The organism is Xenorhabdus mauleonii (assembly GCF_900113945.1).
Taxonomy (GTDB): domain Bacteria; phylum Pseudomonadota; class Gammaproteobacteria; order Enterobacterales; family Enterobacteriaceae; genus Xenorhabdus; species Xenorhabdus mauleonii.
This window is the reverse complement of the sequence record NZ_FORG01000019.1, coordinates 55314-79875: the sequence shown is the minus strand read 5'-3', so window position 1 is coordinate 79875 and position 24562 is coordinate 55314. Positions and strand designations below refer to the sequence as shown.

Annotated in this window: 34 protein-coding genes; 19 read left to right on the top strand and 15 right to left on the bottom strand. The window is 39.3% G+C overall.

What is annotated here, in order from left to right; all coding sequences use genetic code 11:
- Positions 1-178: 178 nt before the first annotated feature.
- Positions 179-472, bottom strand: coding sequence for a hypothetical protein (locus tag BM100_RS16375; protein ID WP_092512863.1), 294 nt, complete (start codon positions 470-472; stop codon positions 179-181).
- A 381-nt stretch (positions 473-853) separates the two neighbouring features.
- Between BM100_RS16375 and parM the strand changes: the two genes are divergently transcribed.
- From parM to BM100_RS16350, 6 genes are all read left to right on the top strand, one after another.
- Positions 854-1834: a plasmid segregation protein ParM domain-containing protein gene (gene parM, locus BM100_RS16370; protein ID WP_092512861.1), complete on the top strand. Its 981-nt coding sequence runs from the start codon at positions 854-856 to the stop codon at positions 1832-1834.
- A gap of 10 nt (positions 1835-1844) precedes the next feature.
- Positions 1845-2438 (top strand): hypothetical protein, encoded by a 594-nt coding sequence (locus BM100_RS16365; protein ID WP_092512859.1) that lies wholly within the window; start codon positions 1845-1847, stop codon positions 2436-2438.
- A gap of 83 nt (positions 2439-2521) precedes the next feature.
- Positions 2522-2767, top strand: a complete 246-nt coding sequence (locus BM100_RS16360; protein WP_092512856.1) for a sugar ABC transporter substrate-binding protein — start codon at positions 2522-2524, stop codon at positions 2765-2767.
- 258 nt (positions 2768-3025) lie between these two features.
- Positions 3026-3217, top strand: a complete 192-nt coding sequence (locus BM100_RS22640; protein ID WP_139216978.1) for a hypothetical protein — start codon at positions 3026-3028, stop codon at positions 3215-3217.
- Between the two features lie 614 nt (positions 3218-3831).
- Entirely contained in the window at positions 3832-4659 is an 828-nt protein-coding gene (locus BM100_RS16355; protein ID WP_092512854.1) for an LPD29 domain-containing protein, read from the top strand.
- A gap of 198 nt (positions 4660-4857) precedes the next feature.
- Positions 4858-5157, top strand: coding sequence for a hypothetical protein (locus BM100_RS16350; protein WP_092512852.1), 300 nt, complete (start codon positions 4858-4860; stop codon positions 5155-5157).
- A 344-nt stretch (positions 5158-5501) separates the two neighbouring features.
- On the opposite strand, the gene BM100_RS16345 is transcribed toward BM100_RS16350, so the two are convergent.
- Positions 5502-6050: a hypothetical protein gene (locus BM100_RS16345; protein ID WP_099139567.1), complete on the bottom strand. Its 549-nt coding sequence runs from the start codon at positions 6048-6050 to the stop codon at positions 5502-5504.
- A gap of 54 nt (positions 6051-6104) precedes the next feature.
- Between BM100_RS16345 and BM100_RS16340 the strand changes: the two genes are divergently transcribed.
- The 3 genes from BM100_RS16340 to BM100_RS16330 all read left to right on the top strand — a co-directional run bounded on the left by BM100_RS16340 (position 6105) and on the right by BM100_RS16330 (position 8031).
- Positions 6105-6446, top strand: coding sequence for a DUF3085 domain-containing protein (locus BM100_RS16340; RefSeq protein ID WP_092512848.1), 342 nt, complete (start codon positions 6105-6107; stop codon positions 6444-6446).
- Positions 6443-6772: a DUF5983 family protein gene (locus BM100_RS16335; RefSeq protein ID WP_092512846.1), complete on the top strand. Its 330-nt coding sequence runs from the start codon at positions 6443-6445 to the stop codon at positions 6770-6772. Before BM100_RS16340 ends, BM100_RS16335 begins: the two co-directional genes overlap by 4 nt.
- Positions 6773-6936: 164 nt before the next feature.
- Positions 6937-8031 carry a glycosyltransferase family 9 protein gene (locus BM100_RS16330; RefSeq protein ID WP_092512844.1) on the top strand — a complete coding sequence of 365 codons (1095 nt, stop codon included), beginning with the start codon at positions 6937-6939 and terminating at the stop codon, positions 8029-8031.
- A 413-nt stretch (positions 8032-8444) separates the two neighbouring features.
- On the opposite strand, the gene BM100_RS22635 is transcribed toward BM100_RS16330, so the two are convergent.
- A complete protein-coding gene (locus BM100_RS22635) occupies positions 8445-8693 on the bottom strand; it encodes a hypothetical protein (protein ID WP_139216977.1) in 249 nt (82 codons plus the stop codon).
- A 348-nt stretch (positions 8694-9041) separates the two neighbouring features.
- Here BM100_RS22635 and BM100_RS16325 point away from each other — a divergent pair, with 348 nt between their 5' ends.
- The gene (locus tag BM100_RS16325) at positions 9042-9320 is read left to right on the top strand and encodes a type II toxin-antitoxin system RelE/ParE family toxin (protein WP_092512842.1); all 279 of its coding nucleotides are present in this window, start codon (positions 9042-9044) and stop codon (positions 9318-9320) included.
- Entirely contained in the window at positions 9320-9622 is a 303-nt protein-coding gene (locus tag BM100_RS16320) for a HigA family addiction module antitoxin (RefSeq protein ID WP_092512840.1), read from the top strand. The genes BM100_RS16325 and BM100_RS16320 overlap by 1 nt, the downstream gene beginning before the upstream one ends.
- 186 nt (positions 9623-9808) lie before the next feature.
- Here the strand turns inward: BM100_RS16320 and BM100_RS22630 are convergent, their stop codons facing one another.
- Positions 9809-10057, bottom strand: coding sequence for a hypothetical protein (locus BM100_RS22630; protein WP_139216976.1), 249 nt, complete (start codon positions 10055-10057; stop codon positions 9809-9811).
- A gap of 94 nt (positions 10058-10151) precedes the next feature.
- On the opposite strand from BM100_RS22630, the gene BM100_RS16315 reads away from it, so the two are divergent.
- Complete coding sequence (locus BM100_RS16315; RefSeq protein WP_169924779.1) at positions 10152-11780, top strand: class I SAM-dependent methyltransferase; 1629 nt, start codon at positions 10152-10154, stop codon at positions 11778-11780.
- A 157-nt stretch (positions 11781-11937) separates the two neighbouring features.
- Here the strand turns inward: BM100_RS16315 and BM100_RS16310 are convergent, their stop codons facing one another.
- Positions 11938-12231: a hypothetical protein gene (locus tag BM100_RS16310; protein WP_092512838.1), complete on the bottom strand. Its 294-nt coding sequence runs from the start codon at positions 12229-12231 to the stop codon at positions 11938-11940.
- Between the two features lie 159 nt (positions 12232-12390).
- The gene (locus BM100_RS22625; protein ID WP_153044901.1) at positions 12391-12639 is read right to left on the bottom strand and encodes a hypothetical protein; all 249 of its coding nucleotides are present in this window, start codon (positions 12637-12639) and stop codon (positions 12391-12393) included.
- Between the two features lie 91 nt (positions 12640-12730).
- Between BM100_RS22625 and BM100_RS23145 the strand changes: the two genes are divergently transcribed.
- Complete coding sequence (locus BM100_RS23145; protein ID WP_169924778.1) at positions 12731-12892, top strand: hypothetical protein; 162 nt, start codon at positions 12731-12733, stop codon at positions 12890-12892.
- A gap of 71 nt (positions 12893-12963) precedes the next feature.
- Positions 12964-13266: a hypothetical protein gene (locus BM100_RS16305; RefSeq protein WP_092512836.1), complete on the top strand. Its 303-nt coding sequence runs from the start codon at positions 12964-12966 to the stop codon at positions 13264-13266.
- Positions 13267-13431: 165 nt separating this feature from the next.
- On the opposite strand, the gene BM100_RS22620 is transcribed toward BM100_RS16305, so the two are convergent.
- Positions 13432-13680, bottom strand: a complete 249-nt coding sequence (locus tag BM100_RS22620) for a hypothetical protein (protein ID WP_139216974.1) — start codon at positions 13678-13680, stop codon at positions 13432-13434.
- Between the two features lie 74 nt (positions 13681-13754).
- Between BM100_RS22620 and BM100_RS16300 the strand changes: the two genes are divergently transcribed.
- Both BM100_RS16300 and BM100_RS16295 read left to right on the top strand, forming a co-directional pair.
- Positions 13755-14132 carry a hypothetical protein gene (locus tag BM100_RS16300; RefSeq protein ID WP_092512834.1) on the top strand — a complete coding sequence of 126 codons (378 nt, stop codon included), beginning with the start codon at positions 13755-13757 and terminating at the stop codon, positions 14130-14132.
- Positions 14133-14207: 75 nt separating this feature from the next.
- A complete protein-coding gene (locus tag BM100_RS16295; RefSeq protein ID WP_092512832.1) occupies positions 14208-14435 on the top strand; it encodes a hypothetical protein in 228 nt (75 codons plus the stop codon).
- A gap of 28 nt (positions 14436-14463) precedes the next feature.
- Here the strand turns inward: BM100_RS16295 and BM100_RS23140 are convergent, their stop codons facing one another.
- Entirely contained in the window at positions 14464-14634 is a 171-nt protein-coding gene (locus tag BM100_RS23140) for a hypothetical protein (protein WP_169924777.1), read from the bottom strand.
- Between the two features lie 9 nt (positions 14635-14643).
- Positions 14644-14814, bottom strand: a complete 171-nt coding sequence (locus BM100_RS23135; protein ID WP_169924776.1) for a hypothetical protein — start codon at positions 14812-14814, stop codon at positions 14644-14646.
- Positions 14815-14892: 78 nt separating this feature from the next.
- On the opposite strand from BM100_RS23135, the gene BM100_RS16290 reads away from it, so the two are divergent.
- A complete protein-coding gene (locus BM100_RS16290) occupies positions 14893-15711 on the top strand; it encodes a DUF932 domain-containing protein (RefSeq protein ID WP_092512875.1) in 819 nt (272 codons plus the stop codon).
- A 43-nt stretch (positions 15712-15754) separates the two neighbouring features.
- Here the strand turns inward: BM100_RS16290 and BM100_RS16285 are convergent, their stop codons facing one another.
- Positions 15755-16108, bottom strand: a complete 354-nt coding sequence (locus BM100_RS16285) for a hypothetical protein (protein WP_092512830.1) — start codon at positions 16106-16108, stop codon at positions 15755-15757.
- Between the two features lie 270 nt (positions 16109-16378).
- Between BM100_RS16285 and mobA the strand changes: the two genes are divergently transcribed.
- On the top strand, positions 16379-16684 hold the full coding sequence (gene mobA / locus BM100_RS16280) for a plasmid mobilization protein MobA (RefSeq protein ID WP_092512828.1): 306 nt from the start codon (positions 16379-16381) through the stop codon (positions 16682-16684).
- A 9-nt stretch (positions 16685-16693) separates the two neighbouring features.
- The gene (gene traI, locus BM100_RS16275; protein WP_092512826.1) at positions 16694-18646 is read left to right on the top strand and encodes a TraI/MobA(P) family conjugative relaxase; all 1953 of its coding nucleotides are present in this window, start codon (positions 16694-16696) and stop codon (positions 18644-18646) included.
- A gap of 50 nt (positions 18647-18696) precedes the next feature.
- Here traI and BM100_RS16270 read toward each other — a convergent pair whose 3' ends face one another.
- The 5 genes from BM100_RS16270 to BM100_RS16250 all read right to left on the bottom strand — a co-directional run bounded on the left by BM100_RS16270 (position 18697) and on the right by BM100_RS16250 (position 24557).
- A complete protein-coding gene (locus BM100_RS16270) occupies positions 18697-19041 on the bottom strand; it encodes a hypothetical protein (RefSeq protein ID WP_092512824.1) in 345 nt (114 codons plus the stop codon).
- A 242-nt stretch (positions 19042-19283) separates the two neighbouring features.
- Positions 19284-21449, bottom strand: a complete 2166-nt coding sequence (gene trbC, locus BM100_RS16265) for an F-type conjugative transfer protein TrbC (protein WP_244590710.1) — start codon at positions 21447-21449, stop codon at positions 19284-19286.
- Positions 21450-21466: 17 nt separating this feature from the next.
- Positions 21467-22477 carry a DsbC family protein gene (locus tag BM100_RS16260; protein WP_092512822.1) on the bottom strand — a complete coding sequence of 337 codons (1011 nt, stop codon included), beginning with the start codon at positions 22475-22477 and terminating at the stop codon, positions 21467-21469.
- 16 nt (positions 22478-22493) lie between these two features.
- Positions 22494-23825 (bottom strand): secretion/conjugation apparatus DotM-related subunit, encoded by a 1332-nt coding sequence (locus tag BM100_RS16255; RefSeq protein ID WP_244590709.1) that lies wholly within the window; start codon positions 23823-23825, stop codon positions 22494-22496.
- Between the two features lie 141 nt (positions 23826-23966).
- Positions 23967-24557 (bottom strand): hypothetical protein, encoded by a 591-nt coding sequence (locus tag BM100_RS16250; protein ID WP_092512820.1) that lies wholly within the window; start codon positions 24555-24557, stop codon positions 23967-23969.
- Between the last annotated feature and the right edge of the window lie 5 nt (positions 24558-24562).

The following is a 24562-nucleotide window of genomic DNA, read 5'->3' as shown; positions in this document are numbered from 1 at the left end:
GGGAGCAACCTATCGGAAACGGTAGGGATCTTTAAGTCCTGTCAGGTTTCGCCACTTCTGATTTGAGCGCCTTAAATCATTTAGATTTTTGTGAAGCTCGTCAGGAGGGCGGAGCCTATGGAAAACGGGTATTTCTCCCGTTTCCTTTGGGTTATTGGCTTCTGTTTTAAATTCCCGTTTAATATTCCATCCCTGTCCGTAGCTTATAAATTTGAGAAGCTAATCTTCTTCCTGTTTCTGATAACGTGAAGCTTAGTTGTAAAGAGCGGTTATCTCTAAAACCTATTAGTAAGCCGTGCTTAGTTAAAGTGTGACAGGATGTGCGGAAATTGCTTGCTGCTATAGGTGTCACTCTGATGCTATTGAGCATACCTAATAGTTTCATTGCTCGAATTGGGTTATTGATTTTTTTCCGTTCAGTTAGGTCAACCAGCACAAACATAACATCTTTCTGTATCGCGGATAGGCGCATTATCTTTCCTTGTCATTAATCATGTCACACATGAATTGTATGTTTTTTCGTATTTTACTGCTATTCATGTCTAACATGATTAGTGTGTCGCGTGTTATAGCTTCATCCTATTTTTTGCTACGGTAGCTAAATGGTGGCACTCTTTTATCCTTGGTTCTTTTTTACTACCTTTTTACTACCATTTTTTAAAACCATACGTCTTTATGCTGTCATTTTGCTACCTTTTGAATGCTCAATCTATTACTTTATGCTACCTTTATGCTACCTTTTATAGGTTTTTTATTGTAATATTGATTTTTGGTGGTATCATATTGGTAGTGTTACTAAATTTTTACTAAATTAATGGTGGTATAGTGCTACCTTTTTGAATATGGTGAATATATGAACTCTACGTTAGCTTTTTTTTGTGATGATGGTTCTACGTCAACAAAACTTGCATGGTTTGATAATGGCGCATTAAAAACATTAGTAATAGAAAATGGTTTTATTGAGCAATGGTCGAATAGTTTTACTCAGAAAGCGTTTAACTATATCTTGGATGAAGAGAAATATTCTTATTCACCATTTGATGAAAATATCGTCAAAACGACAAACATTAATTATCAGTATCGTCCGATCAACACGGTTGGTATCCAGCATGCTTTACAATGTAGTGGAATAAAGCCTCAGAAAGTTAATTTGATAGTGACCCTGCCGATCACCGAATATTACACATCAGATGCTCAAATTAATGACGCGAACATTGAAAGAAAAATTAGGAACGTTAAGCGTAAGATAACTATGCAAGATAATGCGCCGGTTTTTACGTTTGCTGAAATTACTGTTATGCCTGAATCTATCCCAGCAGTTGCCCCTATATTGACGCCAGAGTTAGTTGGTGAACACGACATGACCTTGGTAGTTGATCTTGGTGGAACAACACTGGATTGTGGGTTAATACGAGGACGTTTTGAGTCGGTTGTCAGAACCACAGGCGATGCTAAATTAGGAGCTGGAGCAATTATTAAAGAAGTTCAGTTGAAGCTATTTAATTCTAATACGCCTAGCAATTATAATCATACCGATACACTTATTCGAAATATTCTTTCTGGTAAAGAATGGGAGCATAAAATCAATGACAAAGGTCAGATATCAGTAATTAAGCAGACTCTAGAGCAAGCCATCAAAAAAACTTCACGTAAAGTTATTGAACACATTGAAGAAAACTATAGTCAATTTCATCGAATTTATATTACAGGTGGCGGTGCTGAATTTATTTTTGATGAATTATCCAAGAGATGGACATCACAGGGAGTTGCAGTTCAAAAGCTAAACGAGCCTCAGATTGCTTTAGTTAAAGCAATATCACAATTATCTGAGTAAGTGAGTTAATATGAGCATTAAAAAGCAATTCTATTATTTAGATTTTGAAAAGAAAGAGCAGAAAAAATTATTAGATTTTCTGGATTCTCGTAAAAATCGCTCACAGAGTGTAAGAGATGGTCTTACTTTACTTAGCGGATTAGAACAGCTTGATAAAAAACTTCCTGGTATGTTGCTATCAATTATGTGTAACGATGGATCTGCTAGTGAGATGTTGCAGGTATTATCGTTATTTACTTCATCTACTAATGAATCTGTAGAAATTAGACAATCATTTAATGCTCAAGAAATCGTTGGTTATCAGTGTCGAACTATAGATGAATACTCTCCTGAGGGACAATGGACTCCTTGGTATCCTATAACCGAGGAACGTTATAGAAAAGAATTGGCTAATTTGAATGAAAAAATACAGGTGCGAGCACTATATGCTAGCCCTCAAGGTGATAGTAATAATGAAAAACCTGTAAATTTTCAATATGAAAATAAGAAAGAAGAAGTAGCACAAAGAAAAAATGAAATCCCTGAAGATAATAGTATGTCGGGTAACACTCTTTCAAATAAGGAAAGTATTAATAATGCGGCAAAAATGTTTAGGTTAAAATAGTCATATACAAGCTGTGCTAATTTAAATTTAAATGCCATGAAATTTATTTTAAATAATTATTTAATGGCGGAAGAGAATAGTTTATGAAACAGCTATACCATAACGAGGGAGCTAGCGGAGCCAATAAATATACATTTGAAGTTTATCTATTGGATAATGGCTCATATCTTGCTGTAAACCGACATTGGAATAGAAAATTAAACAAAATTATAAAGGAAGAGCAATTCACAGTTGCTACACGGGAAGAGTTGCGTAATCAAAATTACCCTCGTACACGGCAAGTTAAAATTTTCCTGAATTCGGATTTTTGGAAAGATGATCACGATTAAATTTTTTCCTGCAAGAAAGCAAGGAATTTATAGAAATTAAAACAATGAACTTCAAGTAATGTCTTAATTGGGGCACCGGAGGCATTTTACCCGAGGAAGCGGGTAAAATGTCGCCTGTACTGCGCTAACCGCCCAAAAAATGGCGGTAAGCTCCGCAGAACCCCGCAAGCGGGTTTCTGTCCTGTCGGATAACAAGCGATGCTTAAGGGCAGAGTTAGAGGAAGTCTAAGTTAAATAAGTAATTGACGGGCTAAAAATATGAGCTATAAATGTCCTAAATGTGGTGAGCAGGTTTATTTTTTTATTGAACAAACTATAGAATATAAGCGTTTAGTTAATGTAGAAACAGGAAAGCTTGAAACGGAAACCAAAACAAATATCAAAAAGTCTGGTTATTTATTTGATGATAGTGGTGTTAGGTGTAGTAATAGAGATTGCGATTGGTCTTAGAGTGTGTTTGATAATGAAGAATTTATGGAGGATCTTGAGGGGGCGAGAGATTTTGTCGATAATTTAGATAAATTAAGCCCCTATCAGGATAGCGATAATTAATTAAAAGTATAGCGGATTTATTTCTCTATATATCGCTGATATATTCTTTCGTCTCCGACCATCGAGCCATTGAGTGGCTTCTAATTCTGTGTTTTTTCGGTTTAGCAGGGTGGGAGGGGGAATGGGGTACTTGTTAGTCCCCCCCTTGCTTCGGCGGATAGGGTTCTGCGTTCCCTGAAACATGAATAAGCCGCCTTTTATTTGATAGCGTCCTCCCTGTAGTTATGCACCACATCGGTGCTTTTGGTGTTGTCTTAAATAACAAAACATGATCGATATCTAATATATAAAATACTATTTATTCCATTATTTATTTTTCTATAAAATTAATTATTACTTCCGTGTTAATTATATTTTTATCATTATATTTTTTATTAAAAAAATAGATATTTATTTCATTTAAAACAATAATTAATTATTGAATTCCAATGTCATTATTTGTATAATATATTTATTGAATTGGCGAGGATGTTAATTCACGGTGCCGCCCCGCTTGGCGTAGGAATATAAAAATGAGCATTAAAATGCTAAATATTGGTAGCTGCCTAAGCTACAAAGGATACGCTGGTTATACTTTTGTAGTAAGTGAAGTTTTTAAATCTAAAGTAAATATAAACATTGATAATGAAGACATTGGGAATTTAATTAACTATGTTCTTATAAATATCAATGGTTCATCATCAATAACCATTTCACATTCTGATATTTTCCGTTGTAATTGGGCGATATTAGAACACACCTTATCTAAAAAAGAAATAAACCACCTTAAAATTTTCATTTCTACAAATGAAAAAAACATAGAAGAAGAAAAAAGAAAAGTCATTGATGAAATCATTAACTTTCCAGAATATAACGGCCTATATATTTATGATAATAGTGAAACTGAATCTAAATCCGTAGCTAAAAATATTCGAAAACTTTTAAAGCGTCATTTTCATGGTGTAAAATTCTCTGTGAGAATGGATGGAACTAAGTCTGTAAATGTTAATTGGGTAGATGGCCCCACCGAAGAGGATGTAGAAGCCATTATAGGGCGCTTTAAAAAAGGTTATTTTAAATCAATGCCGGGCGTATACGAATGCAATGATGATCCTTTCAATATAGCTTTTGGAGGAGTTGATTATTTGTCTGTTAATCGTGATTTCTCTGATGAATTAATTAAAGAAGCTATTAATGTTTTATCTCGTAAATATGGTGATGATATAATCGTAAGTGAGAAAACGCTAGAGGAATATAAGACAGGTAATCTCTGGATGGTTCATCATGATAAATTTAAATGTGGCTTGAAAGGCGAGTTAAATAGAATAATGAATTCTCTTGATAAATATTCTGCAAAATAATATAAATTAATTAATTCTTGGTTGTTATTATATTAATGCCATTTTATTGTTTTTATAGAAACCAAATTTATATGGCTATGGAATTTTTCTCTATATAAAACAAATAATAAGTATTGATGATTAATAATATTGTTAGTGCAATATATCTATTGAGTTGTAAGTTAACGGTTCCGCCCCGCTTGGCGTAGGAGTATAAATATGAAAAATAATAACGAATTCATAAATGACCAGTCTTATTATCGTAGAAAAATAACTGTTATTGTATGTAAACTTGGTTATTCTTTTGGAATACATTTTTGCAATAATCCTATTTTAAGCGGCAGTAATAGCGATTTATGGTTTCCTTTATCTAATGAAGATTCGATTTTTAGGGGGATTGAGCGAATTATGGTAATGAATCACATAGCTCAGAATGTAACTTCTATAAAGGAAATAAGAAAAAATGGTAAGGATTCATTTGATTACGAAGTAATTTATAATCGTGAGGTACGAAAATAATTTTCGTAAATTAAGCTAACAAATAAGGTACTGCCGAATTGCTGGAACAACTCGGCAGTATGACACAATAAAATAGAATAAGGGGGGTATATTATGTCATCAAATAGCCAGAATCATGAGGCATATTCTCTAAATATTATACATCACGCGGAAGATATAGCAATGGGGAAATCTGTTAGATCTATTCCCATGACTAAATCACAGTGGGAATTCTTTACATTTTGGTTGAACGTATTTAGTAGATACTACAGGTAATATAATTAAAAAATGCTCCAAAAAGAAATTTATCAATGTGAAGAGATTAATTATTTCTGGATTGGCTCTATCAAAAACACTTATTAGTTCTATTGTTCGTTCATACAGAAGATACAAGATTGAAGGATACCGGGCAAGCCCGGCCTTTTTACAGACAAAGACAGCATTTTGGTGTTTTTCCTTGGCACGCTGTTTAGCGCGGTACTTTTTGCGCCGTGACTCTTTAGAGGCACAGGGTATACCGTCATCAAGTTAGTATCTTCACCTGTTCGCATTCCCTCCTGTTGGTTGTTTCTTTGCGTAGCGGCTAATTGTACCCCTGAAAATGGATCGCTTGCAGCGTCCACGTTCTGTGGACGCGCCGCTTGACCGTCCGGCGATGCCGGACTCAAAGGATTCCGGGCAAGCCCGGCCTCTTTACTGCCAAAGGGCACATTCTGGTGTATTCCCCTAGCGTCACAGCTTGGCGCGGTGTTTCTTGCGCCGTGACAGACGCTTGCACAGGGCGTGCCGTCATCAAGTCCGTATCCTCGCCCGTTCGCATTCACTCCCGTAGGTCGTTCCTTTGCGCTGCGGCCTGCGGTAGCTCCCTTGACGCCGCCCCTGGAACCCTGTGCCGCTAAAGAGTCACGGCGCAAGAAACACCGCGCCGGCAAGAAGCCAAAAGGGGAAATACACCAGAAGGAAGTTTTATGCTGAAATTTATGTCTGAAGATGTAGTGAAGGTTTTTGAAATAGCTTTACGGGAAAAATGCGGAGTACTGCTAGTCAAGGATCATGGGGTTTATTTGATGCCTGATATTGAAGGTAAACCACCTGCTATTGCGTATGCAGAGGGGCTGAATCCTGATATTGATGGTTACATCTATGATGTGGTTCGTGAAAAATGCGGCGGTGATGATTTTGAGGAACATCTTGAGCATGATGAATCATTATTTCAGCGTATTTGTCAGGAAAAATTCGATCTTAACGTTAGCGTAACGAAGACAAGAATTTATTTGAAAACGGTCAGACAAGGGAGTTTATGCGCATGAAATTAGGCATTGCTTCATATCTGTCACAATGTACGATACTGCGGTGTAGCACTAACCACCTTATGATAGGGGATGTTCAATTGTTAGGGGGAATTTCTTTGTCACGTCAAGAAATGGGGGACAATGAATGGATTCATTCTACTGGCTCAGGTTTTTTGATTCGTCTAAATGCAGTTTCTAACCCGCTACTAATGTTAAAAAATTTTGGATTATCAAAACCGGCTAGAAGGTTGATCGCAAATCATATAAAAACACAGGATATTGAGTTAATTCATTTTGCAGCTGAATTTGATGTTTTATCCGAATTTCCTGTATTTGATTGGTAAAAAATTGTTGCGTCGTTCAGGACACAACTAATATAATTAAGCGGCATTAATCTAAATGCTGCTTAATTAAATATGAAATAAAACTTAAGTATTCCATTTCATGGAATATGTAATTTTTAGGGTGTTTCAAAGTATTATTTGTTAATTTTTAGAAAAGGCACATAGTGAATAAATATTTTAAGTACAAGTTGGTTGATCTATTCCTAAAAGGTTATACTAGGAAAAGAGATTTTACTCATTCGAGAGAAGAATTTAATAAATTAAAAGAAAAAGAATTCAAAAATATAATAATTTATTCTACTACTGCATTAGGGGATTTTTTTATGAATACCCCAGCAATACATGCGATCAGAAATAGATATAAAAATGCGCTTATCACTTTGATATGTCACCAAAATTTTAAGGATTTCTTTGTTGGGGGAGCTGATTGGGATAAGGTTGTTGTATGGAATAATAAAGTTAATAATATTCCTAACTTATTGAAAGGTATTAAGAAAAACGGAACGCCAGATTTGGCGGTAATATTGCACTCACATAATCCTTATGATTATTTGAGTGCTATTATGTCCGGTGCTAAATATGTGTTCAGGGATAATTACAATGAAAATAAATTAATGGAAAAATGGTTGACTAATTATGTTGAATCATTCAACGGTCATATTATAAAAAGAAAACTTGAATTAATTAAACCATTAGGTTGTGATATATCATCAGAATATTGCATTGAAATGCGTGCTCCATGCGATGTTAAATCCATTAACAAAAACTATGCGTCTATTGGCTTCCAAATGGGGGCTTCATCTTCTGAGCGTTGCTGGCCTGTAAAAAATTTTGCTCAGGTGGCGTTAGATATTTTTAAAAATGATAATACAACACAGTTGGTATTGATTGGCTCTCCTAATGATATTCACCTGCAACAGAAGTTTATGCAATTATTACCAAAGGAATATCATAATAGAGTGAATCAGTTAGTTGGAAAAACTAAATTAGCTGAGTTAACTCAAAAAATAAGTGAACTAGATTTATTGGTTACTGGAGATACTGGCCCAATGCATATTGCCATTGCACTAAAAGTACCTACTGTGAGCCTTTTTGTTACAGCTTGTTATTCTGCAACTGGCCCATATCAAGATCCTGAAATTCATAAGGTAATTTTTGGCACTGCTTTATCATTAAATAAACATGAACATATTATGGATTGCATATCACCAAATATGGTAATTAATGAAGTGAATCATCTTATCGCTCATAGACAATGATTCTATGATTATTGGTGTACTTACAACATCGACAGTGTAAGTACACCGCTTTACCGTCCGGCGATGCCGGACTCAAAGGATACCGGGCAAGCCCGGCCTTTTTACAGATAAAAGGCGCTTTCCGGTGTTTTCCCTTTACATCCCAGCTTAGCGCGGTGCTTCTTGCACCGTCCCTGAAACCCTGCACCGTTAAAAGTTGTATATATTGAATGTTAAAGCCAGAAATTAAAGGTGCAATATTTGCAATCTTCATTTAAATAATTCTGAATGCTAATTAAAAGTTGTTTGTTTTTTCCTCAGTCAGAAAAATTGTTAGCAGTCGGCATTGAGCCGACTGCTAACAACCTAAGAACACGCTTGCAGCGTCCACATTCTGTGTACGCGCCGCTTTTCACCGTCCGGCGATGCCGGACTCAAAGGATACCGGGCAAGCCCGGCCTTTTAACTGCCAAAGGGCACTTTCTGGTGTATTCCCTTGAGCCCCTGCTTAGCGCGGTGCATCTTGCGCCGTGACAGACGCTTGCACAGGGCGTGCCGTCATCAAGTCCGTATCCTCGCCCGTTCGCATCCACTCCCGTAGGTCGTTCCTTTGCGCTGCGGCCTGCGGTAGCTCCCTTGACGCCGCCCCTGAAACCCTGTGCCGCTAAAGAGTCACGGCGCAAGACTCCCCGCGCCCGGCAAGAAGCCAAAAGGGGAAATACACCAGAAAGAAGGTTTTTATACTGACATGCCCATGAGTGGCAAAGGAGCAAAGAATGAGTATTTTTAAGGTCTATTTTTAGGGAAAAATCTTCATGGTGAGGCTGTTGAATGCGTGCAATATGTCAAAGCAAAAGATAAAGATTATCGATTTGTACATATTTCACAAAAATAAAGTAAAGGGAACTTTATCTTTCTACTGGATTTGATGTTTTATTTAAAATTTCCACACTTGGTCGATAAAATAGTGTTGCGCCACAGGGAGCAGATTGCTATAATGTTTCATGTGGCGCAGCGGGGAGCATTGAATAATGATAAAGAGTTTCAAGCATAAGGGGCTGCGCCTCTTTTTTGAGAAAGAGGTTACAGCTGGCATTAATCCCCAACATGCAAAAAAGCTCAAGCAGCGACTTGCTGTGATTCATGACGCTGAGGAAATATGGGAAATAAATCTTCCCGGATATGATCTACATCCATTAACTGGAGATAGGCGTAATCAGTGGTCAATTACAGTTTCAGGAAATTGGCGCGTGACATTCGAGTTTATTGATGGTGACGCATATATTGTTAATTATGAGGATTATCATTAATGAAGATGTTTAACCCCCCCCATCCTGGTGAAATTATTGCCGACTCTTTGGAAGAGTTAGGATTGAGTATTCGTGACCTTGCGCGGGCATTAGATGTTGCCCCATCTACAGCCCAACGTCTGGTAACATGCAAAGCCGCAGTCACGCCAGAGATGGCAGTGAGGCTGTCCAAGGTTCTTGGCAGTAGTCCTCGATTATGGCTAAAGTTGCAAGAGTCTTATGATCTTGATAAAGCGGAGAAAGTGGTTGATGTTTCAAGACTGACCCCGCTATTTAAGCCAGCGAATTTATCCCATGCTTAATGGTAGTTAATTTCATTAGGTAGATTACCGTTGCTTTATGCAACGGTGAATTTTTATAAAAATTCTCTTCTCTTTTTTCGACGGTGTTGGCGGTAATCGGCATCGAGCCGATACCGCCAATAAAAATCCCGCTTGCAGCGTCCACTGTGTGGACGCGCCGCTTTTCACCGTCCGGCGATGCCGGACTCAAAGGATACCGGGCAAGCCCGGCCTTTTAACTGCCAAAGGGCGCATTCTGGTGTATCCCCTTGAGTCCCAGCTTAGCGCGGTGCTTCTTGCGCCGTGACAGACGCTTGCACAGGGCGTGCCGTCATCAAGTCCGTATCCTCGCCCGTTCGCACTCACTCCCGTAGGTCGTTCCTTTGCGCTGCGGCCTGCGGTAGCTCCCTTGACGCCGTCCCTGAAACCCTGTGCCGCTAAAGAGTCACGGCGCAAGACTCCCCGCGCTCGGCAAAAAGCCAAAAGGGGAAATACACCAGAAAGAAAGTTTTTGTATTGATATGCCTATGAGTGGCTAAAGGATAAAAGCATGAGTGAAATTACTATCAATCAGAATGCCGAAATTTTTGACGCGCAATTCTTCGCGCCGACGTCATCAGACTTTATTGATAGCATTATTGGTGAGTACCGATTATTAAGGGAAAACATCGAAAAGATATCTAATTCACTCAGTAGTCATGAAGCGTCAGTGCACCATTTTCTCAGAGGAAATGGCTATGACAAAGGCGTTTATGATGTATCTAAAGTATTTGCGCGTGATGGAGCTATTGCAAGCTTAAATGCGACATTCTGGCAAAAAGCACTTGATCTGACTGATGTTTATGAATATATGCCAAATGATCGCCGTAGTAAATGGAGTGAATCGATCAGGGAAATGAAAACGCCTGAATTTGAGGAGGAAACTGTTAGATTTACGATGAATGATCTTTTAAATTCTCGGAAGCAATTTTTTTCTGAGCGCGTTGACGGAATTTTTCGCGCTTTATCTGGAGAACATGTTACTAACAGGCCAGAAGGGTTCGGGAAACGGATGATTTTATCCCACATTTTCGATGGCTGGGGACACTTAAATTACGATAGAAAAGGGTATATTCATGACTTACGTCATATTATCGCTAAGTTTATGGGGCTAGAAGAACCAAAAGGCCATCTGACAGAGCGAGCTTTACACACTGCTCGTGCAAGGCATGGGGAATGGCAGATCATTGATGGCGGTACACTGCGTATTAGAGCATATCTGAAAGGGACTGTGCATCTTGAAGTTCATCCTGAAATGGCTTGGCGGCTTAATAGTATTTTGGCTTTCCTGCACCCTATGGCTATTCCGCCTGAATTTAGACAGAAGCCAAAACGTAAGCTAAAAGAATTTACTATGATAGATACCCCACTAGATTATCGTGTTCGTAATACCCTAAATAAAATGAAAGCAGAACGATATCGAGCTTATCGCAATTATAATGGTGAGGTCATAGAACCACTAACAACGAACCCATTTAATCTAACAATCTATTTAGATGATCGGGCAATGCTGGAGCAAGTTGATAAGGTATTACAATCTATAGGCGGAGTGTTATTTAAGCCTAAACGTAATGATAGGGTGATGGCTCATATATGGGAATTTGATTATGATCCAGAGGTAGTAATTGGAGAAATAATTTCTTCTGGTTGCCTCCCCGAAAAAAAATCGCATCAATACTATCCGACACCAAGTGAACTAGCAGAAATTGCTATACACACGGCAGAAATTGATGTTTTTCATCGGTGCCTAGAACCTAGCGCGGGTCAAGGTGGTTTGGCAAAATTTATGCCTAAAGAGCGTACAACATGCATTGAACTATCTGATTTGCATTGCAAAATTCTAGAAACAAAAGGGTTTACTGCATTACAAAGTGATTTTCTTAAATACGCTGAATCAACAACAGACAAATTTGACCGTATCGTGATGAATCCTCCATTTAGTGAAGGGCGAGCGAAAGCACATTTAGAGGCAGCATTAGAATTACTTTCTGATAGTGGGATCTTGGTTGCGATTTTACCTACTGGAATGAAAAATAAATCGTTCCAGAATGGATTTTCGTATGAGTGGTCTGATGTGTACTCAAATATGTTTGTTGACGCTTCAATTGATGTGGTCATTTTAAAGGTACAAAAAGAATAGAAATAATACTCATCCCGGATGGAGCACCTGGATGAGTAAACTATCTTCTTCGTCGGTGTTGGCGGTTGGTCGGCATTGAGCCGATACCGCCAATAAAAATCCCGCTTGCAGCGTCCACAATGTGGACGCGCCGCTTCAACCGTCCGGCTGTCCGGACTCAAAGGATACCGGGCAAGCCCGGCCTTTTTACTGCCAAAGGGCGCATTCTGGTGTATCTCCTTGCGTCCCAGCTTAGCGCAGTGCTTCTTGCGCCGTGACAGACGCTTGCACAGGGCGTGCCGTCATCAAGTCCGTATCCTCGCCCGTTCGCATTCACTCCCGTTGGTCGCTCCTTTGCGCTGCGGCCTGCGGTAGCTTCCTTGACGCCGTTCCAGAAACCCTGTACCACTAAAAGTTGTATATATTGAATGTTAAAGTCAGAAATAAAAGGTGCAATATTTGCAACTTTCATTTAAATAATTCTGAATGCTAATTAAAGGTTGTTTGTTTTTTCCTCAGTTAGCAAAATTGTTAGTAGTCGGCATTGAGCCGACTGCTAACAACCTAAGAACATGCTTGCAGCATCCACATTCTGTGGACGCGCCGCTTCAATCGCCCGGCGTTGCCGGGCTCAAAGGATACCGGGCAAGCCCGGCCTTTTTACTGCCAAAGACCGCATTCTGGTGTATTCCCTTGCGTCCCAGCTTAGCGCGGTGCTTCTTGCGCCGTGACAGACGCTTGCACAGGGCGTGCCGTCATCAAGTCCGTATCCTCGCCCGTTCGCACTCACTCCCGTAGGTCGTTCCTTTGCGCTGCGGCCTGCGGTAGCTCCCTTGACGCCGTCCCTGAAACCCTGTGCCGCTAAAGAGTCACGGCGCAAGACTCCCCGCGCCCGGCAAAAAGCCAAAAGGGGATACACCAGAAAGAAGGTTTTTATACTGACATGCCTATGGGTGGCAAAGGAGTAAAAAGTGAATATTTTTAAAGTCTATTTTTTAGGGAAAAATTTTGAGGGTGATACTGTTGAATTAGTTCAGCACGTTGAAGCAAAAGACAAAGATTCTGCCCTCAGTCAGTGGGAAGAAAAAAACAAAGATAAAGGTTATTGGTTTGTACATGTTTCACAAAAATGAAATAAAGGGGGAGATTCCCCCTTGTTATGTAGCTTTACTGGTAAAAATTGTGTTAGTTCAAGGACAGTATAATGAATACTTTTAATAGGGATAACGACCAATATCCAATCGATAACATCATAACTATTTCTATTTCTGAGAATGTATTTGATCAGATTTGTGCAGTGGGTGATGAGTTTTTTTGGTTCCCTAAAGTAGAAAGCTCAGCAGGGCGCTCAATGATAATTGATTTAGAGGCAGCGCGAGATATTAGAGGTGACTTTGATTTCGACTTATTCAAGGAAATTATTAAAGCTAATACCGAATTGCAAGATTATCATTTATTAACATTGAGCTATTTTTATCTAGTTACAGAGATTAACTATTTGCACTAACTAGATTTTATTATAAATATTTAACCCGTCAAATCTGGCGGGTTTCTTACTTGTTGGTCAGTGTTGGCGGTTGGTCGGCATTGAGCCGACACCGCCAATAAAACAGCCCGCTTGCAGCGTCCACGTTGTGGACGCGCCGCTTTTAACCATCCGGCGATGCCGGATTCAAAGGATACCGGGCAAGCCCGGCCTTTTTACTGCCAAAGGACGCTTTCTGGTGTTTTCCCTTGAGCCCCAGCTTAGCGCGGTGCTTCTTGCGCCGTGACAGACGCTTGCACAGGGCGTGCCGTCATCAAGTCCGTATCCTCGCCCGTTCGCATTCACTCCCGTAGGTCGTTCCTTTGCGCTGCGGCCTGCGGTAGCTCCCTTGACGCCGTCCCTGAAACCCTGTGCCGCTAAAGAGTCACGGCGCAAGACTCCCCGCGCCCGGCAAGAAGCCAAAAGGGGAAATACACCAGAAAAAATATCAGTAATAAGGAGATATTATTGTGTCTGTATGCACTCTTTCAGATAAACATTTTAGTGCGGTTGTGCTTGCATATGAAACTTATCACATTAACTGTTTTCCATTAAATTTGAGTTGGTATGAAGCTAAGGAGAAAGTAGGTGAAATATTGCATCAAGCAAATCTTGACTCATTTAATTATCGGTATAAAGAAGACTTAACTGGCACTTTTGTTTTTGATTCGTCAGCGCCTCAGCTTTCAGTTCCAGCTGTGCTGAAAGCGTTGGATTGTATTGAATATCAATGCTGTGAAGTTGAAAGCTATCAACAAACTCGTGCCTATAAAATTATTAAACAATTACGCCTGAGCCTGATTGATAAGATTGATGGTTATGAAGAAGCTCATTGGTTTATTGATTAAAGAATAAAAACCATATGATTTAGCTGCCCTCTTGTATAGGGGGCAATTTTCGATTTTTAATTATATAGGCTACATATGGCAAAAGTATTAACAGAAAAAGAGTACGGCATCCAACATTTACCAGCTGGCTGGTTAAGTGGTTTAGTAACATTATGTGGTCAATCTGATTATTCAGAGGATGCTATAAGTGATATTCATCATGGTGATGTAACGTGTGATATTTGTCGTGATATGGCGAGAGTTATTTTTCGTTCGGCTAGGCTTGACGAAGTTGAAGATTGTGAAGAAGAAAATGAGAAATAAAATAACTAATTATTGATTTGATTTTTATTTAAAAGCCAGTAAATTTGCTGGCTTTTTGTGCGCGGTCCGACAGTAATGGCATTGAGCCATTACTGTCGGACAAAAGCATCGCTTGCAGTGAACTTGCGTTCACGCCGCTTTCACTATTGCCGCAGATCTGCGGCAATGCTAAGGAAGAAAATATTTTTTCTGGTGTCATTCCTTTCTGTCATTTTTTGCTTTGGCATGCATTTTCTGTGACAAAGGCTACGTCAGAGCGTTCAAAAATCAATGTCGAATCCTCACCCGTTCGCGCTCTCTCCCTATGGTCGCTCGCTTGCGCTGCGGCTTCCGGTATCTCGTTGATTTTTTCTCTTTCTCTGACTTGCAAAGGTGTCACAGAAAACGCCTTCCTAAGCAATTATAAGCTTGATAAATGGAAGGAATGACACCGGAAAAAATAGGTAAGAGATATAACATGATTCGTATGTACAAAGGGTTTAAATCTGCAAGCGTGGTTCGTAGTAGCACCCCTTTAAGTAATGATAATTTGATGAAATATGTTCCTAGTATATTTTCTGATGACAAGCACGAGTCACGTTCAGAACGTTATACATATATTCCTACAGTAGAGTTACTTGATGGTTTAAGAAAGGAAGGCTTTCAACCATTTTATGCATGTCAGACTAAAGTTCGTGATGACGAAAGGCGTGGTCATGCTCGCCATATGCTGCGTTTGCGGCGTGAAGGAGAGATTTTGTTAGATGATGTTCCAGAGATCATTTTAGTTAATAGTCACGATGGCAGCAGCAGTTATCAGATGATTCCCGGAATTTTTCGTTTCGTTTGTAATAATGGTTTAGTTTGTGGAGAAACGTTTGGCGATATCCGCGTCCCCCATAAAGGGGATGTCGTTGGGCAAGTTATTGAAGGTGCTTACACAGTAGTAGATATGTTTGGAAAAATAAAAGATTCTCGTGACGAGATGAAAGATATTCAACTTGGTAAAGGCGCTCAGATGGCCTTTGCCGAAAGTGTGTTAGAGTATAAGTATGATAATCATGTTCCTGTGCTACCACAGGATATTTTAGAACCCCGTCGGCGGGAAGATAATAAAAATGATCTTTGGACAACATATCAACGTGTACAAGAAAATATTATAAAAGGCGGAGTTAGAGGTAAAACGGTTCAAGGTAAGAAAACTAGAACAAGATCAGTTAACGGAATAACTGGAGATATAAAGCTAAATAATGCGATGTGGAGTTTAGCGGAAAAAATGAAAAATATTTTGAGATAGTTGAGGTTAAGCGGCAATTTTTTGCCGCTTTTCTGTATAAACGCTATTCTTCAATTTTATTCGAATTAGTTTGAAGCGTGTTAAGCTCCAATGAGGGGATTTGAGTATTATTTTTGTTGTTTTTTTTGTTTGATTTTCTTGTTTTTTTTTGTTCTTTATTTTCTGAAATAACGTCGTTAATCATCTTTGCACTAACAGTAATTCCAAGCCCTTCAAGTACTGATTTTATCTCATCTATCTTATATCCTTTATTGACAGCTAGTTCTAACAATTCCCTTTTCATTTCATCTAGAGCTTGACGCTTTGTCATTCTCTGCTTGTTCATATCTGGCATGTTTCGCAACTGTTCTTTAGCAGTCTCTATATCATCAATTGAGAAAAATTCTTGGGTAGTCATGAGATTCCTTTGTTAAATAGTATGTGACTATACGCGATAGAAAGTATATCTATCAAAATCAATATAATAAACCTCTATCCAACTTTTCTGGATTTAATGACAAGAACCCATCTATCAAGTATAATCCAAATCACTAATACCAAAGAGCGGACAAGATGTGTTTTGTAGCACCGCCTGCACGCTAGTCGGTTCTACAAAACTCTTGGTCAGGGCAAAGCCCCGACACCCCTTACGAGACTATTACTGGCAAAACTAAAAGGGAAATACACCATGAGTAAAAGCGAAAACCGGAACAGAACAGCTTTGCTTCCTAGTATTCGTTGTTTCCCAGAGGAAAAAGAAGCTGTCAAAAAAAAGGCAGAATCTGCAGGGTTAAGTATCGGAGCTTTTATGTTGCGTAGCGCTCTTGGTCGTAGGATGGAAGCAAAGTGTGATACTGAATTAGTTATGGAACTTCGTCGTTTAGGTGGCTTGCAGAAGCATCTGTTCAAAGAGGGCGAAGGGGTGTTAAGTAAAGAATATTCTGAGGTTTTGGTTTCTATTCAGAAAGCGATCTTAAAAGTTGGTTTGGAGTGAGTTTATAACATGATTATTCGAATCCCGGAAAAAAGGCGTGATGGCAAAAGCAGCTTTCTCAAGCTGATTGCCTATACCATTATCCGTGATGAGGATAAGCCTGATACTCCAATTGAACCTGAACATCCAGGCTGGCGTCGCCCTGGTTCTAAGGGGGAAATTTTCAACCACTTAGTTAATTATATAACTCGAAATCCTGAGGCCGATATTCAACACATCCTTCATGCAGATCCGAATGGATATACTCAGGTTTTGTTTGATGGTGTGATATGTGAAACGAACTGTTTTAACATTGCTACTGCACCAATAGAAATGAACGCTGTGGCGTTGCAAAATGTACGCTGCAAAGATCCAGTTCTTCATTATATTCTTTCATGGCCAACAGAAGATAACCCGTCAAGAGAAAAAATATTTGAAAGTGTTCGTCATAGCTTGAATGCGCTTGGAATGCTTGACCACCAGTACGTAGCAGCTATTCATACAGATACCAATAATATCCATTGCCATGTTTCGGCTAATCGTATTCATCCTGAAACATATAAAACAGCAAACGATTCGTTTACCAAAATCCGTTTGCAGTATGCTGCTAGGGAGCTTGAGCTTAAGTATAACTGGACGCACACAAACGGTTTCTTTGCCGTTAATGAAAATAAAGAAATTGTACGTGCAAAACGCGATAACCAGCCGGCTCCTGCTGGAGCAAGGTCACTTGAATATTATGCAGATGTTGAGAGCCTTCACACTTATGCAACCACTGAATGTGGTTTCAAAATTGATGAAGCTATGTCAGATCCTAATATGTCTTGGCGTGATATTCATTGTATCTTAGTTCGTGCTGGATTGGAGTTGAAACCAAAAGGAAAGGGGTTGGCAATATACTCTATTGATAATCCAGAATTACCACCAGTTAAAGCAAGTAGCGTCCATCCCGACTTAACGTTGAGTTGTCTCGAAAAGGATCTTGGTAAATTTCAGCCGTTGAATGAAGTCGGGGTTTATACGACAGATAATACTCATATTGCAAAAAATGCTATCGTACATGAGTTTCGTTATGAACCCACTTTGCATGCTCGCGATATGAATGCTCGTTTGGAAAGAAGATTGGAAAGGGCTGCGGCAAGAGAAGATTTAAAATCTCGCTATAAAGATTATAAAGCCGAATGGGTTAGACCCAGAATGGATAGGGAAGCGATTCGTTTGCGCTATCAAAATGAATCTAAACGTTTTGCTTGGCGTAAAAACCATGCTCGTGTTGCTATCAATGATCCGCTATTACGCAAGTTGACATATAACATTATTGAAGTTGAGCGGATGAAATCGATGGCTGCATTAAGGATTGATATTCGTAATGAACGAGCAGCATTTAAAGCTGATCCTGCGAACCGCCGAATGTCTTATCGGGAATGGGTATCGCAGCAAGCTATAAAACAAGATCAGGCTGCTATTACTCAATTGCGTGGTTGGGCTCATAGGATGAAAAGAAATGCTAGGACTGGCAATATTTCATCTAATGCCATTGTTTGTGCTGTAGCTGATGATACTCCTGCATTTAAACTTGACGGTTATTCAACTGCAGTTACCAGAGACGGAACTATACAGTATTTCCGTGATGGTGTAGTTCAATTACAGGATAAGGGTAGCCGTATTGAGATTAATGATTACCATGCTAATGGCGGAGAGCACATAGCCGGAGGAATGGCGTTGGCTGAAAATAAAAGTGGTGAACATCTGATTTTTTCTGGTGAACCAGCTTTTATTGGTCAGGCTTGTGAAATGGTTGAGTGGTTTAATGATGGCGGCGATAAACCATTGCCACTGACTGATCCAGAACAACGGGTAATGGCAGGATATGATACTGTGTATCAGCCACAATCCATTGACTTACAACAGCAGAAGTCTGAGGAAATTAAGTCAGTGTTATCTGAAAAATCTAAACTGAATTCTGGTTATCACCCTAAATAACGGAAAAATTTTTTGCAAAAAAAAGCCGACTTAAAAGTCGGCTTTCATGATCAATTCATTTGCATTTTTCTTCGTTTCTCAAACTCAGGTTGGTAACTCAGCCAAGCACTATGCTCGTTGCCATAGAGTGTACTAAATAAGTCCATTAATCGACTGAATAAAGCATCATGCTCTGCTAAATCGAATGATTCTGATGGTGAAATTGAATGAAGCAATATCCTGCTTTCTTCAATAATCAGGTCTACATTTTCCGCACTCAATAGCTGTTCAGAAGATTGAATTCTGATTGTAGTATCACCGTTTTTAACATCGGTAGCTATCGTGTTAAGCATCAATGTGCATAGCTTGACTAATTCAATATAACCTCGTCGATAATTCAGGTTATTGTCACTCATACCTACGAGTCCTTAATAATTTTGGTCAGGGAGTTGGTTTTCCAAATGTAATGGCATAAATGCTATCTGGTAGATTGAAATCAGTTATAGCTGATTCACTAAGGATATTTTCAGCATTTTATTTATCTACATTGGATGTGTAATTTAAATTGTCCAGTGCAGAATGACCATCTCCAAGAATTGTTTTATAGTGCATTATAACGTAACTATCATAGTGTCTAACTGACACATTAACGTATCAGTCACACACTTTCTCCCGTATTTGCCAATGTCTGAGCTATTTTTTTAGATACACGGATAGGCTTGGGAGGTGTTGGTATAGTTCGCCATTTGCGTTTATTTTGGTGTAAAGCCTCTCTCGCTGCTTCAAATAACAGTATTCCTCTTTGAGTTGGGGTATAGCTAATGTCGGCTCGGTTATCTAAATCAAAAGCTACAGCTGCAACACGCTTAAGAACTGGGTCCATGATACCCATCATCGCAGTAGTGGAAGCAGGCATACTTAAAAGTTGTAGAATTTCATCCACTTCTTGTGTTGATGGCGGGAGTTTTAGCTGCAAATTTGGATTTTGGGCAAAAAGCTCTGCTTCTGTAGGAGATCGCACATCAATAAACCGATTGATACGCATCGGCAGGGATGATGTCATCTTTTCATCATCGGGTATGTAAATTGCGTTGCTTGGTACTAGGGCACTCTTAAATGAAATCATTCCTTCACCAGGATTTAATTCTTTTAAATCAGAAAGAGTTAACCGGTCTTTTTCTCTAATATAACTGCTGTTTGCGTCTTCATAATTCGGTGTAAATATACCGGGGGATTGCTCCACGGCTCCAAGTTCAGAGTAATACGCTTTGCCACCTGTTATTTTGGCCAACTCGAAAGTGTCTTTTTCGTCTTGTAGAGCCATAAACCACTTAGTCAAAAGGTTAGCGTTGACAGTCATGTATTCACCTTTGTGTTCAGCAATGAATCTCTGAATGTCTTGAGCGGATACTATCAACATATAACCGAGGCTACGCATTTGACTGGCTAAGTTATCCATCCCTGGGCCAAAGTAGGCTCCTAATTCATCCATTGCTATTGGATATGGGAACTTACCAGCATATTTTTTGACAATGAGTACATCGTTAATCATTCCCTCAAGCTCACAGCCTAGATCTCTGGCCATAGTCATTCGGATTGCAGAAATGTATAGCTTGCCGATATTTGCTGCTTCACCTTTTGAGAGTTCTAACGCCGGTATCATTGTCGTCAAGATACGATCATTGTGTAGTACGTCTTCTATATCTATATCCCCAGCATCGCGTGAAAACACATGGCCATAGATATCGTTAAACATGGTTAGCATACGGTTGAATTGCTGGATTAAATAACCATGCTGATCAAATACACCTTGTTCCCATTCTGAGGGGCGATTGATGAGCTCAATACGAAACCCTGCCAGAGTATTAAAATAACTTTCCAGTGGGCCATAAGCGTCTTTGTGCCAATTGTCTTTTTTAGCTTCTTGATAGAGTTTGGCTAGTTTTACTAAAGGTAAATATTCTTGTATGACCGATTGAGAAATTCTGCGATTTTCTCGTTTACATTTGTAGTAAACAGCATAAACAACAGCGGTCAACATGGATTTAGCTTTATCTTGCCAGCCTGCATCGCTATTCCCTGCAGTAGGTAACAGAGATTCCATTAACTGAATAATGAAAGTGGTATTTGCAGTACCAAACAGGTTGATAGTGTTTGATTGTGGCCGCGTTTTGGCATTCTTTAGAAGAGCTTCGAATTTATCAGTGCCGCCAGTCATAAAATTCAATACATAATTATCGTCTTCTCGCCCGAAACGACGGGCAAGCGACCATACGGCAAATGCGAGTGTGTTCTGAGCCTTACCATCAGAGTAACAGAACCCCCGCCCCCAACAGATTGCATTCAAAAAGACAGATAATAAGGCTTCTGTTTTCCCTGAACCAGTAGTGGCCAGAAGTAACATATGCCGTAATGAATCATTTAACGTTAACCATAGCTCTCGCGCTAGGGACTTCCCACGAGCATATCCCAAACACAAGATACCGGCTGCAGGCATATACATGCGGGTGCGTATTACATATCGGAATAGCCCCCAAGCACCATTGCGGAATTTAGGGATTTCACGCTCTGTGGTTAAATCTATGCCTCCAATGTCTTGGGGCATACGTAATGGCATACGGAAAGGTTGGTCGATAAATAAAGTTATCAGGAGAAATAACCCTGGAATACTAAGTAATAGGCTAACGGGATACAACCAGCCAAAAATTAGGCCGGCAACCATTAAGAGTTGTACACCTAGTGGAGATAGAAGTGCGTCAGTTATAAAGGTATAGCCGATTGGCCGGCGAACCCGGCGCGAATCGACCTCAATAGGTTTGGTCATTGGAAACTCTTTGAACGTTATTGGACTGGTGAATTTAGAAAAGCCGTAAGAGCTTCATCGCTTTTCAGGGAGTTAAGAGGAATATAACGGCCATCATCAGCCAAGAGTGACGGAGTGCCAGGAAGATTATAAAAATTAAAGGCCGCATCGTTCTTCGCCAGTGCTTGTTCTCCTATATCACAAGAGGCTAAGGACGCTTGTTGGTTGTTTGGATTCATACCAACATCAGCCTGATATAGTTGTTTCCAGAAAGACTTACGCTCTTGAGATGGTGTGCACAGGATTGGTGTCACTAGGTTTGCTGTTTGCTGGCCACCTATTATTGACACAGGGAATATTTCAACATTGTAATTACGGGATAATTCTTCTAAAGCCGGTTCTATGATTTTACAATTCGGGCACGAAGGATCAGAAAAAATATATAGTGTTCTCGCATGGCCAGAAGATAGCGGGATGGTATATTTCCCGCTTTGTGCTGCTGCTTGTAAGCGCTGTGCTGTGTATTCGTATTCTTCTGTCTTTATTGCCTGTTTTGGTTGTTCTACCCGTAAATTTGGCGTAGCTGGAGAAACAGGAACCATAGTATCAGGCTGTGGGAGAGGAGAATTCCTGCTAGGTAGACTACTAGAATAAGGTTGGCCCACTGTACTAGGTATTGGTTGAATGTTTCGGGCCAAATTACTACCTTCGGTTATTCCTATTCTCCATGCAGTGGCAATGATTAAAACTATGGCACCAGCTAATAAGCTATAACCAGCGATTTTTCTTCTATTTTCTCTCTGCTTTTTGCTGCGGATTATTTCCTTATTGATAGCATGAAGAACCATCCTTGCTTCATCGTTACTTTGTGCCATATAAATCATTGCTGGGCGTTGTTTTATGTTGTCATGAAAAACATTCTTATCATTGATATAAAAGCGATAGTTTTTTCCCAATTTCATAATTACTAAAGATGTGTCTTTGTCTGACTGATCAGAGATAACAGACAGGGTATTGCCATGCAGTGATGCAGAATATGAATGCGACATAATTGTGTTCCTGTTATTAAGGGCGTCTAGCTCTCGGGCGGGAAAAAGTTTTTTGTTTAGAGGGTGTGTTTTCTGTTTGTTGGCTATTGGTTTGTATTGAATCGGGTGAGGTATCAGTTTCAGTAAGCTCTTGTGAGTGAAGTATGACTATTTCGTTATCTTCTTCATTTTCATCATCTTCTAGATCTTTGGGGCCTATTGTACTTGTACTGTCCTGTGGGGTAAGTTCTTCTAAGATTAACCCAATACTTCTAAGATCCTCTTCAAGCCCAACGATAGCTATATCCATACAATTTTCAGGTCTAGGTATATTTACCTGTAATCTTTGGGATACACCGGAAATGAGTCGTTCCCATTTTGCAGCGGCAATAATTCCAGCACCTTCAACAAACACTTTGGGACGTCCGGAAGAAGTTAAAGCATACCAAAGAGCCCTATCTAAGCCTTTTAGCCAGCGAAAACGGGCACCGGGTAAACGTAAATCTTGATCATGAAGTGCAAATATTGCTGTGCGTGTAGTACTGTAATGGCGTAACCAATGTTGAGCTTCGGAATGCTGTGTAACTCGGTTAAAAGCGCTATTGGCGAGGCTTAATATTGGATAACCTTTCTTTCCGTTATCACGCCGTCTTTTGGCTAGGCAAGAACGATTAAGATCATCTAGCAATTTTTCAGCTGCTTTACGGTCATCCAAAAAAAACTGTAGGCCGAATACTGCAAATAGGGCTCGCTCATAGTTATTGAAAGAAGAAAACCCAGTTAATGGATTTCCCAATTGTTTCATGAATACTTCTCGGGTTTTATCTCGTTCTAGACGTTCTCCAATAATAAGTTGGTGCTGCAAAGCGAATTCGTCAGGAGTCTGGGCGCTTCGGTGCTCAGGAGGATCAACGTTAAGCAGCTGTGTTTTCTTATCACCGTAACAAAGAGCTGGAATAATCGATGGTGAAAATTGAGCCATGATATGGGGTAATGAATACACATCAATGTTCCTGCGAGTACGGTTACTTGGATGATTGCGGATTACAAACAAGCTACCGGCGACGATGACACTTAGAGGAAGCATCAGAATACCCGCTGTTTTATTCATGATGCTAATAAACTCACTCCAACTAAGATCATTAATTCTATTGGCCCCCCAAGCTAACAAGTTAAGCCGTTCTGCGACATAACCATGAATTCTGGGAAAATCACAAAGCATCCAAAGTTGATAAAGGAACCAACAACATCCGTACATGATTGGGGGTTGGTATATCCAAATTAAAAAACATAATAGGAAAAAGACTAATAGCAACATAAGGCCGCGTTCTTGGCCTTGCTGTGGCGACTGTGCCGTTTTTGAATACATTGTCGCTCCGAAAGAAGAAATAGCGTGTAGGTTAGCCTACACGCTATGAAAAATTAGAATTACACCAGAATGGATTATCAGAAAATAAAAAAGAACGCTGATAAAACGTTCTTTTAGATGAATGTGTTTTCTACAGAGAAATCAAAAGAATTTAGTTTTTTTCTGCACAATCTCATAGAATGAATTATATGTTTTTATTTTTGGGCTAAACGATGGTGAAAATAGTGCATCGAGTCTACAACAGAATGAATTTATTTCAGCATTACTGTTAATATTAAGATTGAAGTATGGACGAAAAATATTATTGAATTTTAATGTTAGATTGTATCCTTTTATATCATAACCAGAGCAGTCATAAAAATCATACCCTGTTAATATTGGTTTATCTCTATCGTAGAGCGATATGGTTAGTATCCTTCCATTTTCGTTATCAATGCCAATATATTTACCATTCGCCAGATCAAAATATTCTAATTCTGGGATGGGGGAAAATATTTCATCACCAAACGATTTCTTTAAATTGTTTAATTTTGAGGTCGTTTTTGAAAAAACAAGTTTCTTAGATAAAAAGAATGAAAATATTACCATTAAGGCAATGTAAGGTGTAGGGCTAAAAAAGTCCATGTAAAATAAATAATTTCCAATGATAGTTATACAAAGCGGAGTGATAATTAAATGTAAAACGAATACCACAGGAACGTATGATTTCCTTATGCTATTTATAAACGCCATGGAAT

Excerpts from the sequence above, each read along its gene's own strand:
- BM100_RS16375 (WP_092512863.1), bottom strand. The coding sequence starts at position 472 with ATGCGCCTATCCGCGATACAGAAAGATGTTATGTTTGTGCTGGTTGAC.
- parM (WP_092512861.1), top strand. The coding sequence starts at position 854 with ATGAACTCTACGTTAGCTTTTTTTTGTGATGATGGTTCTACGTCAACA.
- BM100_RS16365 (WP_092512859.1), top strand. The coding sequence starts at position 1,845 with ATGAGCATTAAAAAGCAATTCTATTATTTAGATTTTGAAAAGAAAGAG.
- BM100_RS16360 (WP_092512856.1), top strand. The coding sequence starts at position 2,522 with ATGAAACAGCTATACCATAACGAGGGAGCTAGCGGAGCCAATAAATAT.
- BM100_RS22640 (WP_139216978.1), top strand. The coding sequence starts at position 3,026 with ATGAGCTATAAATGTCCTAAATGTGGTGAGCAGGTTTATTTTTTTATT.
- BM100_RS16355 (WP_092512854.1), top strand. The coding sequence starts at position 3,832 with ATGAGCATTAAAATGCTAAATATTGGTAGCTGCCTAAGCTACAAAGGA.
- BM100_RS16350 (WP_092512852.1), top strand. The coding sequence starts at position 4,858 with ATGAAAAATAATAACGAATTCATAAATGACCAGTCTTATTATCGTAGA.
- BM100_RS16340 (WP_092512848.1), top strand. The coding sequence starts at position 6,105 with ATGCTGAAATTTATGTCTGAAGATGTAGTGAAGGTTTTTGAAATAGCT.
- BM100_RS16335 (WP_092512846.1), top strand. The coding sequence starts at position 6,443 with ATGAAATTAGGCATTGCTTCATATCTGTCACAATGTACGATACTGCGG.
- BM100_RS16325 (WP_092512842.1), top strand. The coding sequence starts at position 9,042 with ATGATAAAGAGTTTCAAGCATAAGGGGCTGCGCCTCTTTTTTGAGAAA.
- BM100_RS16320 (WP_092512840.1), top strand. The coding sequence starts at position 9,320 with ATGAAGATGTTTAACCCCCCCCATCCTGGTGAAATTATTGCCGACTCT.
- BM100_RS16315 (WP_169924779.1), top strand. The coding sequence starts at position 10,152 with ATGAGTGAAATTACTATCAATCAGAATGCCGAAATTTTTGACGCGCAA.
- BM100_RS16310 (WP_092512838.1), bottom strand. The coding sequence starts at position 12,231 with ATGAAAGTTGCAAATATTGCACCTTTTATTTCTGACTTTAACATTCAA.
- BM100_RS16305 (WP_092512836.1), top strand. The coding sequence starts at position 12,964 with ATGAATACTTTTAATAGGGATAACGACCAATATCCAATCGATAACATC.
- BM100_RS16295 (WP_092512832.1), top strand. The coding sequence starts at position 14,208 with ATGGCAAAAGTATTAACAGAAAAAGAGTACGGCATCCAACATTTACCA.
- BM100_RS23140 (WP_169924777.1), bottom strand. The coding sequence starts at position 14,634 with ATGACACCAGAAAAAATATTTTCTTCCTTAGCATTGCCGCAGATCTGC.
- BM100_RS16290 (WP_092512875.1), top strand. The coding sequence starts at position 14,893 with ATGATTCGTATGTACAAAGGGTTTAAATCTGCAAGCGTGGTTCGTAGT.
- BM100_RS16285 (WP_092512830.1), bottom strand. The coding sequence starts at position 16,108 with ATGACTACCCAAGAATTTTTCTCAATTGATGATATAGAGACTGCTAAA.
- mobA (WP_092512828.1), top strand. The coding sequence starts at position 16,379 with ATGAGTAAAAGCGAAAACCGGAACAGAACAGCTTTGCTTCCTAGTATT.
- traI (WP_092512826.1), top strand. The coding sequence starts at position 16,694 with ATGATTATTCGAATCCCGGAAAAAAGGCGTGATGGCAAAAGCAGCTTT.
- BM100_RS16270 (WP_092512824.1), bottom strand. The coding sequence starts at position 19,041 with ATGAGTGACAATAACCTGAATTATCGACGAGGTTATATTGAATTAGTC.
- trbC (WP_244590710.1), bottom strand. The coding sequence starts at position 21,449 with ATGACCAAACCTATTGAGGTCGATTCGCGCCGGGTTCGCCGGCCAATC.
- BM100_RS16260 (WP_092512822.1), bottom strand. The coding sequence starts at position 22,477 with ATGTCGCATTCATATTCTGCATCACTGCATGGCAATACCCTGTCTGTT.
- BM100_RS16255 (WP_244590709.1), bottom strand. The coding sequence starts at position 23,825 with ATGTATTCAAAAACGGCACAGTCGCCACAGCAAGGCCAAGAACGCGGC.
- BM100_RS16250 (WP_092512820.1), bottom strand. The coding sequence starts at position 24,557 with ATGGCGTTTATAAATAGCATAAGGAAATCATACGTTCCTGTGGTATTC.